Raw genomic sequence first — 8400 nt, 5'->3', positions numbered from 1 at the left:
GCTAGGTGCTCTGTCCTCGCTTGGCTCCCGAAGGAGCTCGAGAAGGGTGGGCAACCCACGGACGTGCCTGCCCTGCGCGGCTCCCTGAATCAGCCATCGGATTGACAGACGTCTGCGAACGGGTAAACGCCGGGAATGCGCGCACGCCAGGAACGGTCATTCAGCCCAAATCGGAAATTCGCGGTGCGACCTCTTCGGCGAGCAGCCGCAGGCTCTCGTGATCCCAGGCGGGATTGTCTGAATCGGCAGTCACGCTGAGCAAGGTGCCGAAGCCTCCGACCGTTTCGTACAGCATGCGGATCTTGTCAGCACACTGTTCCGGGTCTCCCACGATCCACAGGTTCTCCATCAGATAGTCGACGTCGATGTCGTCATCGGCCATCGACGGATCGAGTTTCATGATTTGCATCTGACTGGTGCCGGCGCGGCTCGGCCGTTGATGCACATCGTAATTGCGGCCAAGCACGGCGCGCGCGCGTTCACGGGCAATTTCGGGTGTCGGCCCGACAAAAATGTCGCGGGCAATTCTCCAGTCGCTGCGATTCGGCGTCAGGCCGGTGCTGTTCGCGCCGTCAACCACGGTCTCCCAGTGACCGGGCAGAAACGCTCTCGACAACAACGAACTCGACATCGGCGACCAGCCGCGCGCACCGGCGACTTTCAGCGAACCGGATCGCGGCGTGCTCGCGGCCACTGCAATCGGCGGATGCGGCAACTGCATCGGCTTCATGTGCAGCCCGCGTTCGGTCACGCGATTGAATTTCGGCGCCTCGATGCGGAAAAACTCGCCCCGATGCGAAAACGAGCTGTCGCTTTGCCACATTCCGAGCACCACGTCGAGCGCTTCGGTAGCGCGGCCGCGCGCCTCAGCCGGGTCAAGTCCCATCAACGCCATGTCGGTCGGAATCCCGCCAAGCCCGATCCCCCAGTTGAAGCGCCCGCGCGCCAGGTGATCGAGCATCGCCACCCGATGTGCGAGATAAACCGGTTCGTGCATGGCGAGCAAGGTCACGCCGGTGCCGAAACGGATCCGTTCGGTCAACGCCAGCGCTTTCGCAATCAACAGATCGGGCGACGGCGCATTTTCCCATTTCTCGGTGAAGTGTTCACCGAGCCAGGCTTCGTCAAACCCCAACTTGTCGGCCAACACCAACTGATCGATATCGCGGTCGTAGCAATCGGCAATCGCGCGATAGGACGGATGCAAGGGCATCATGAACAGGCCAAGGCGCATGTGCGGCAGTCCTTACAGGCAAAAGAAAAGATTGAGGTCGGCATCCCAGGCAACAGTGCACCGTGTTTCGCCAAGGGTTCATTTATTGATCGTTCCGTATTGGACGACAGTCCAATACGGACGCGACGCTCCCCTCTCCCCCCGGGAGAGGGGTTGGGGGTGAGGGACGAGCGTGTCATGGAATAGGGAACGCTCGATAGATTGCGTTCGAGCGTATGCCCCGTGACGTTCCATGGACACTCGACGTCCCTCGTTCCACGCGCGGCCGAACGGGCGAGCGATGAGCCGAGGCACCCCGCGTCTCCGGGTGCGGTGTCAAGCCGCGAGCCAGGAGCCGAAACTCAGCGCTGCCCGGCCGCCGCCTGCTGGTCGTCCCACTCCTTGCAGCGCTGCATCGCCTCCGGCGTGAACTCCGACTGCGGCTGGTTGCCGCCGATGATCGCCATCAGGATGTGCTCGCGGTCGGGCTCGTCCCAGGTAACGTTGAAGAAGCGGCGCGCGACGCCGACCGGGAAGGAGATCACGTCGAGCGGATCGAGATCCAGGAATTCCTTCGCCGCGCCCTCGTTCCACTCGGCCCGCCAGCGGCCGCTTATGGCGACGAAAGTCTCGTTGGTATCGTGGTTGTGCATGAGCGTGCCCTTGCCGGGCTTCGCGCGCACGTAGGCGAGGTTGAAACCCTCCGCGACCGGGATCGCCGGTAGGGTCGAGGCGTCGCCGACCGGCGAGAACGTCGCCTCGTTCAGCTTCTGCTCCGGCGGCGCGAACCCGATCACGGCAAAGAGCGTCTTGTGCGACTCCGGCAGATGGCTGTCCGGCAGTCCCTTGTCCGAGCCTTTCAGCTCCTTGAACCGCGCCACGCGTTTCAGCATTTCCGCGCGGGGCATCACGCGCACGTTCCGCCACTCGTCCATGGTCCTTCCTCCTGTTCGGTTGGCTCCGGGTGTGGTCTTTTCTAGACCCCCGCGAGCGGGGCGTCAATGTCGTCCGCTGGTCAGCCAGGAAATGCGATGACCGATCATCCGCCAAGTGGCCCGCAGACTGCGTCGTAGGCATATTCCGCCCCAGGCTCGTTGCCTTTCAGACTGTCTGCGTTGGGTTCGCCCAGGTAACGATCCCCGCGCCTGGCTGCCTGATCGGTTGCGGTGCGGACACGGGGAGCGCGTGTCCGTTGATAAAGCGAAAAGGCTCGCTCCGGTGTCGCTTCGGACTTCAGGCAGCGCGCAAGAATCATCGCATCTTCGATGGCATTGGCCGCGCCCTGTCCCAGAAACGGCAGCATCGGATGAGCCGCGTCGCCGAGCAGCACGACCCGGCCGGAAGACCACTCCTCGAGCCAGGGACGGCCGAACAGCCCCCACTTGAACACCTGGCCGAGCACCGGTCGAGAAATGACGGTCCGGGTACCCTCGTCGAAGCTCGAGAACTCCTCGAGGAATTCGTCCAGCGGTGCCGGGATAGTCCAGCCCTCTGCTTCCCACTGATCTCGCTGCGCAACGGCGACGAAATTCAGCAATTCGCCGCGCCGGACCAGGTAACGGTTGATGTGCCGGCCCTGTCCGAAGGCGACTGCCGATTCATGCAGCTGCCGAGGCAGATCGGCGGTATCGACCAGTCCGCGCCAGGCTACGAAGCCCGTGAATACCGGGGGCGCCGGATTGAAGAGGGTCTCACGGATCGTCGAGCGGATGCCATCGGCGGCTATCACCAGATCCGCCATCTCCAAGCGGCCGTCCGCGAACCTCAGCGCCACCTGCTCATCACGCGGCTCGACTTGGTCCACGCAGGATCCGAGCCGCAGCGCACCCGGAGCGGTCTGCGCCAGACGCTGAATCATCGCATGCTGCAAATCCCAGCGGTGCAGACGCATATAGGGCGCGCCATAGAGCTCGCGATAGTCCTTGGTCACCATGCGCATGATGACGCTGCCGGTGCGGTAATGCCGGTATTCGGTCATCGGCGGCGTGACCGAGGTCGCTTCCAGGTCTGGTCCGAGGCCGAGGTGGTAGAGCACGCGCGTCGCATTGGGTGCCAGCGTAATTCCCGCGCCTTGATCGGCCAGTTGCGCCGCTCGCTCGTGCACGGTAACGGCGAAGCCTGCCTGAGTCATGGCCAAGGCGGTAGTCAGCCCACCGATGCCGCCTCCGACAATCGCGATCTTCATGTTTTCCGATCTTCGTTTCTGCGCAAGGAAGACTCCCGTCAACGCGGGCAGATCACTGCTAGCATATCGGGCGCTGGAAACGTCAGTTTCATAGACCGATCCGCTCTGTTACTTGAAACAATACGAGGGACGACATGCTCGACAAGCGCATCATCGGAACCTGGCGGCTCAAGAGCACGAAGGCCGTTGACGACGACGGCGCAGCGCTGCTGCCGCCCTTGGGACCGGCTCCCAACGGCGTGGCGTGCTTTCAGGCCGACGGGCGCATGTATTCCGTTATCTGCGACGGCCGTGCCGATGTACCGAGCGGCGAAGAACGTCTGTTTATCTCGTACACGGGCAACTACACGTTCGACGGTGAGACCCTATCGACGCGTGTCGACGCCGCGTCCGATCCCGGCCGCATCGGCGGCGACCAGGTGCGCAAGGTGCGCTTCGAAAGCGATGGGATGGTGCTGGCGCCACCGCGGCGGCTATTCGCCAATGTGATGCAGCATCAAGAGCTATTCTGGGAGCGTGTCGCCGAGCGTTGAGCACCTCCAGACCGGCCCCCGCCATCCATGAATCGGTCGCAGCGCTGACGCCGGCGTGAAATCGGCCGAGCTGTGTCGCAAGAACGGTATCAGCCCGGTCGTCGCAGTGACAATTTCATATCGAAAAGGTGTGCTTCCCTTAATTCGAGCTCTCAAGTGCCTATGACTGAGCCGGCCGATGCGCCCGCAGAAACGAGCGCACCTGGCGCACCGCGATGGGGATCAGCTCCTTGGGCTCCTTCCACGGGTAGTGAGCCAGCTCCGATTTCGGTGCGAGCATCGCCGTTTCCCAGGCCACGTCGTACGGGTGCCCCGGGCTGTCGTCCAGCAGGATCAGCATCGGTGTCTGGCAGCTCCGCACGAAATCGCGGTTCACAGTGAACAGGAAGTCGGGGTTGGGAAACATCCGGGTCAGGAACTTCTCGATCATGTCCGGCGTGATCGCCGGGTTGCGCTTCATGAGCTCGGGGGCCCAGCTCTTCATGCTGAGGTCGCGCATGTAGGTCGGGTGAGCCTTGTTCCAGCCGACGGGCTGCGCCGGCACGGCGGCGACCACCCGGTCCGGTGCGCGCTTGACGAGGTTCCAGATGTATGGCGCGCCGATGCAGTAGCCCAGCGCCAGGAAGCGCTTGATGCCGAGGTGGTCCATCAGGCCGAGAAGGTCGTCGGTGTAGGAGTCCCACGGCCGGTCGACCTCGAGCGGGCCCGTCGACTGCCCGCCGTGCGCGTTACGCAGGTCCGTCACGATGCAGCGGTATTCATCCTTGAACGCCTCCATGGCGTCGAACGGCGCGCGCTTCCTGGCCCACTCGATGGTCGAATTCAGCCCTCCGCCGGAGATGATCAGCAGCGGGAAGCCCTTCCCGGTTTCCTCGTAGGCAATGCGGACGTCGCCTTTCTGGTAGAACGCCATGGCAGCTCCTTCTTTTCTGGCCTGCTGTGCAAACGCACCTGGCGCAGCGGCCATCGCTGCCGCGGCGGCGCCCGTAGTCAACAGGGTGCGTCTTGTCGAGTCCACGATGTCGCTCCCTTTCTGAAGGGCGGGCGGGTGGTGTGACAGTCGTATCACTCTTATTCCACTTTCTTCGCCTTTTGCGAACTGCGCGATGAAGGCAGGCCAAGACCGCGCCGTGCCACCTGGTCCCGCATCACCTGCACGCTGCCGTGGTTGATGCCGGACTGGAACGATCCCATCACGTTGTGCGCGAACAGGCCGCTGCGAATCGCATGCGGAGAGCCGTTCAATAGCTGGGTATAGGGCCCGAGCATTTGCGTGATCGCCTCGGTGGTTCGCACTCCGTGCTCTGGGGCCCATACCTTCTCGGCGGACCCCTCGTAGGTGAATTTTCCGCCATGCTCCACAATCGACATGCTGCGCATCGTCATCAGCCGGCAGACGTTCGCCTCGATCCACATCTCGGCGATCTTGTCGCGGATGGCCGGATCCTTGCCGGGTTCAAAGCCGTCGAAGCTGTTGTTCTTCACCCAGTTGACGATGTCCTCGTCGCGCCGCACCGAAATGAGATAGCGAGAAGCGCCGACACGGTCGAGGTTCAAACCCATCGAGCCCACGCGCCAGCCCTTGTTCTCTTCGCCGAGCAAGCTGGACTTGTGCACGCGCACGTCGTCGAAGAAGGTTTCGTTGGTGCGCGCATGTCCATAGGTCGTGCCCGGCGGCGCCTTCGGATTGTTCTGGATCGTCCAGAGTGGTCGCACAGTAATGCCGGGCGTATCCATCGGAAAAATGAAAATCGAAATACCCTCGTGCTTCGGCGCATTGCGATCGGTGCGCGCCATGAGATAGATGTGCGTCGACGCGTGCGCTGTCGAGGTGTACATCTTCTGGCCGTTGATCACGTAGTCGTCGCCGTCGCGCACTGCGCTGCAGCGGAGGCTTGCCAGATCGGCCCCACCCGACGGCTCGGTGAAACCCAGCGCGAAGGAAAATTCCCTGCTGATCAGCTTCGGAATGAAATGGCGCTTTTGCTCCTCCGTGCCCGCTGCCATGATTGCCGGCGCACCGCTGCCGCCCAGGCCGACGGGAATCCCGATCCTGACGAACTCCTCCTCGACGATATATTGGCTGATGCGATCACCACCCTGTCCGCCATACTCCTTCGGATAGGTAATGCCCAGCCAGCCCCTGGCGTGAATCTTCTTGAACAACGCATTCACGCGCGGTCCGCCGCCCTGTGGATGATCCTGGCGCTCGATCTCTTCGACGATGTCGTCGGTGACGTTCTCTTCAATGAATTGACGAACGTCGCGCCGCAGCGCTTGCTGTTCCGGTGTGTACGCGAAATCCATTGGTCCCCTCCTGGCCTATCCGATCGTTTGGTTCGAATTGATCAACAGATTACTCCATAGGACTCGGCACCTCAAAGGCCACAGGAATGTGCTGCACGGTCCAGGGTGCCCCATCCGGGGGTGGCCATTTGCGTTATCGCCCGCTCAGTTGTCGATATTGCGAACATGACGTCAGCCCCCGTGTCGCCTGAATAGACGGTGTAGAACTTGGCCGCCACATTGTAGGGCGCTCCCAGGACCTTGAAGAGTCCGCTCGGCGAGGCATCTATGGGGAGTGAGAAGAGCGTACCTAAAACTTGAATCAAGCCCGCGGGCACAAAGAACAAGACACTCGGCGATCCCGCGCACGTCGATGTCTGAGATGATGAAAGCTAAACTGCGCGAAGCACCTGGAGCGCAAGCATGGGTCGGCCGGGTCCAGCCCTGAAAAGCAGGAGCACATGGCGGCTTTGGGGAAGAACGATCAACGACGGCTGCGCGAAGGACCCAACTGCCCATCCGCGCGCTTGGAGAATGCGATGTCCGATCTGACACCCAACATTGCCGAAGTGGTCGCGGAGGTGCGCGAGCGCTTCGAGCGTTACGAGCGCGCCCTGGTCGACAAGGACGTCGAAGTGCTCGACGATACGTTCTGGGAGAGTCCCTACACGGTCCGGCTGGCGGCGACCGAGCACGGCTACGGCTTCGATGAGATTCACGCACACCGCGTGCGGCGGCCGCCCGGTCCTGGGACAAAGGAGTCGCGGCGCAGGCTCGAGATCCTGACTCTCGGTCGCGATATCGCGACGGTCAACTTGGAGTTCAAGGTGCGCGGCCGCGACCAGATCGGCCGCCAGAGCCAGACCTGGGTGCGCTTTCCGCAGGGATGGAAGGTGGTGAGTGCGCACGTTTCCTTCATCGACGCGAACGCCCTTTCCTGACCCTTCCGCCAAAAGCTCGACCGTCTTCGTGGGGTTGGAAGTCGTCGTTTGACTTCGCCGGCTGTCGGCTATCAGCCGTCAGCCGTCGCCGATCAGACCGGTCGTTCGTGCACAGCCGTCGATGCGTCGCGCGCCACCATCATGTCCAGCGCAGCATGTTGTCGAGCAAATCGGCGAATTTCCTGCGCATTGTGAGTCCCTCCCGCTTCGGTGCACTTTGGCGCATGTCTCAGCCATCGCCGGTACGATCCGGTAACTCCGAAGCAAGCGCCGTCGTTCACACCCAATTCTCGCAGCGCAGACCGGCCACGCGACTGAGCTCGCGCTGATTGTTGGTCACCAGGATAACGTCCAACGCGATCGCATGCGCTGCGATCTCCATATCGAGCGGTCCGATCGGGGTGCCCTTCTTTTCGACCCCGGTACGCACGTCGCCATAGGCCATCGCCGCATCGAGGCCGAAGTCCGCAATCTCCAACGGCAGGAGAAAGCCTTCAAGAGCCGCCCGATTGCGCGCGGAACGAGTCTTCGCGACCCCGTAAGCAAGCTCGGCCACAGTAATGCTCGAAACGCCGGCGTCTCCAGGTTTCATCGCTGCGAGGCGCTTTCGCACCGACGCAGGGCGGTCGTTGATCAGATAGATACAGATGTTCGTGTCGAGCATGTACCGCATGGGGTCGGGCCTATCCCTTCAGCTTCGCCCGCTTCTGCTGTACTTGCGGCTGCGCACGCTCTATCCGCGTGCCAGGCTCGAACTGATCGAGGCTGTCGAACAGCACGTCCCATGCATGGGCTCGCGGCAGCAGGACAACGGCCCGACCGACGCGCTTGATCAGCACTTCGTCGCCCTCGAAGCGATAGGCCTTCGGTAACCGCACAGCCTGGCTACGCCCGTTGTTGAAAAGCTTCGCCGTATCCATTGAATACCTCGCCATCTTTGATATCTAGCACTGGTATATAGCACCCAAGTGGGCCACACAGCAATTGGCGCTCGAGCATCCGCTCAAGCCGCCGGCCTCTGAAACTGCACCACCTTCCGAACTCCGGCGAGCGCCTCGATTCGCTCTGCCGTCAGGCGGCCGTTGTCGAGCCAACTCGATATACTCTCTCCGGCTGCGCCAAGCTTATCGAGAATGCCGATTCGTGAACTTGCGCCGTGCACCTTCGAACAAGTATTCGATCACCCAGGTTCGGGTACCGTGCGCACGGATGCGGAGAAACCTATGCGCTACTGGCTGATGA

Annotated in this window: 9 protein-coding genes; 2 read left to right on the top strand and 7 right to left on the bottom strand. The window is 62.3% G+C overall.

Annotated features, from left to right (window positions below; translation table 11 throughout):
* Positions 1–160: 160 nt before the first annotated feature.
* The 3 genes from GEV05_29280 to GEV05_29270 form a co-directional block, all read right to left on the bottom strand.
* The gene (locus GEV05_29280) at positions 161–1234 is read right to left on the bottom strand and encodes an LLM class flavin-dependent oxidoreductase (protein MPZ47384.1); all 1074 of its coding nucleotides are present in this window, start codon (positions 1232–1234) and stop codon (positions 161–163) included.
* A 341-nt stretch (positions 1235–1575) separates the two neighbouring features.
* Entirely contained in the window at positions 1576–2148 is a 573-nt protein-coding gene (locus tag GEV05_29275; GenBank protein MPZ47383.1) for a cupin domain-containing protein, read from the bottom strand.
* A 104-nt stretch (positions 2149–2252) separates the two neighbouring features.
* Positions 2253–3398, bottom strand: coding sequence for an NAD(P)-binding protein (locus tag GEV05_29270; protein ID MPZ47382.1), 1146 nt, complete (start codon positions 3396–3398; stop codon positions 2253–2255).
* Positions 3399–3532: 134 nt separating this feature from the next.
* On the opposite strand from GEV05_29270, the gene GEV05_29265 reads away from it, so the two are divergent.
* On the top strand, positions 3533–3931 hold the full coding sequence (locus tag GEV05_29265) for a hypothetical protein (GenBank protein ID MPZ47381.1): 399 nt from the start codon (positions 3533–3535) through the stop codon (positions 3929–3931).
* 160 nt (positions 3932–4091) lie between these two features.
* Here GEV05_29265 and GEV05_29260 read toward each other — a convergent pair whose 3' ends face one another.
* Both GEV05_29260 and GEV05_29255 read right to left on the bottom strand, forming a co-directional pair.
* A complete protein-coding gene (locus GEV05_29260) occupies positions 4092–4949 on the bottom strand; it encodes an alpha/beta fold hydrolase (protein MPZ47380.1) in 858 nt (285 codons plus the stop codon).
* Between the two features lie 53 nt (positions 4950–5002).
* Positions 5003–6238: a hypothetical protein gene (locus tag GEV05_29255; protein ID MPZ47379.1), complete on the bottom strand. Its 1236-nt coding sequence runs from the start codon at positions 6236–6238 to the stop codon at positions 5003–5005.
* Positions 6239–6765: 527 nt separating this feature from the next.
* On the opposite strand from GEV05_29255, the gene hpxZ reads away from it, so the two are divergent.
* Positions 6766–7158, top strand: a complete 393-nt coding sequence (hpxZ, locus tag GEV05_29250; protein MPZ47378.1) for an oxalurate catabolism protein HpxZ — start codon at positions 6766–6768, stop codon at positions 7156–7158.
* A 277-nt stretch (positions 7159–7435) separates the two neighbouring features.
* Here hpxZ and GEV05_29245 read toward each other — a convergent pair whose 3' ends face one another.
* Together GEV05_29245 and GEV05_29240 are read right to left on the bottom strand one after the other, a co-directional pair.
* Positions 7436–7831, bottom strand: a complete 396-nt coding sequence (locus GEV05_29245) for a PIN domain-containing protein (protein ID MPZ47377.1) — start codon at positions 7829–7831, stop codon at positions 7436–7438.
* Between the two features lie 10 nt (positions 7832–7841).
* Positions 7842–8078 (bottom strand): AbrB/MazE/SpoVT family DNA-binding domain-containing protein, encoded by a 237-nt coding sequence (locus GEV05_29240; protein ID MPZ47376.1) that lies wholly within the window; start codon positions 8076–8078, stop codon positions 7842–7844.
* Between the last annotated feature and the right edge of the window lie 322 nt (positions 8079–8400).

Source organism: Betaproteobacteria bacterium, assembly GCA_009377585.1.
Classification (GTDB): Bacteria; Pseudomonadota; Gammaproteobacteria; order Burkholderiales; family WYBJ01; genus WYBJ01.
The sequence above is the reverse complement of the archived record's forward strand: the minus strand, read 5'-3'. Positions and strand labels throughout refer to the sequence as shown.

What these genes read in the sequence shown, in the direction of transcription:
- GEV05_29280 (MPZ47384.1), bottom strand. Translation starts at nt 1,234, where the DNA reads ATGCGCCTTGGCCTGTTCATGATGCCCTTGCATCCGTCCTATCGCGCG.
- GEV05_29275 (MPZ47383.1), bottom strand. Translation starts at nt 2,148, where the DNA reads ATGGACGAGTGGCGGAACGTGCGCGTGATGCCCCGCGCGGAAATGCTG.
- GEV05_29270 (MPZ47382.1), bottom strand. Translation starts at nt 3,398, where the DNA reads ATGAAGATCGCGATTGTCGGAGGCGGCATCGGTGGGCTGACTACCGCC.
- GEV05_29265 (MPZ47381.1), top strand. Translation starts at nt 3,533, where the DNA reads ATGCTCGACAAGCGCATCATCGGAACCTGGCGGCTCAAGAGCACGAAG.
- GEV05_29255 (MPZ47379.1), bottom strand. Translation starts at nt 6,238, where the DNA reads ATGGATTTCGCGTACACACCGGAACAGCAAGCGCTGCGGCGCGACGTT.
- GEV05_29245 (MPZ47377.1), bottom strand. Translation starts at nt 7,831, where the DNA reads ATGCGGTACATGCTCGACACGAACATCTGTATCTATCTGATCAACGAC.
- GEV05_29240 (MPZ47376.1), bottom strand. Translation starts at nt 8,078, where the DNA reads ATGGATACGGCGAAGCTTTTCAACAACGGGCGTAGCCAGGCTGTGCGG.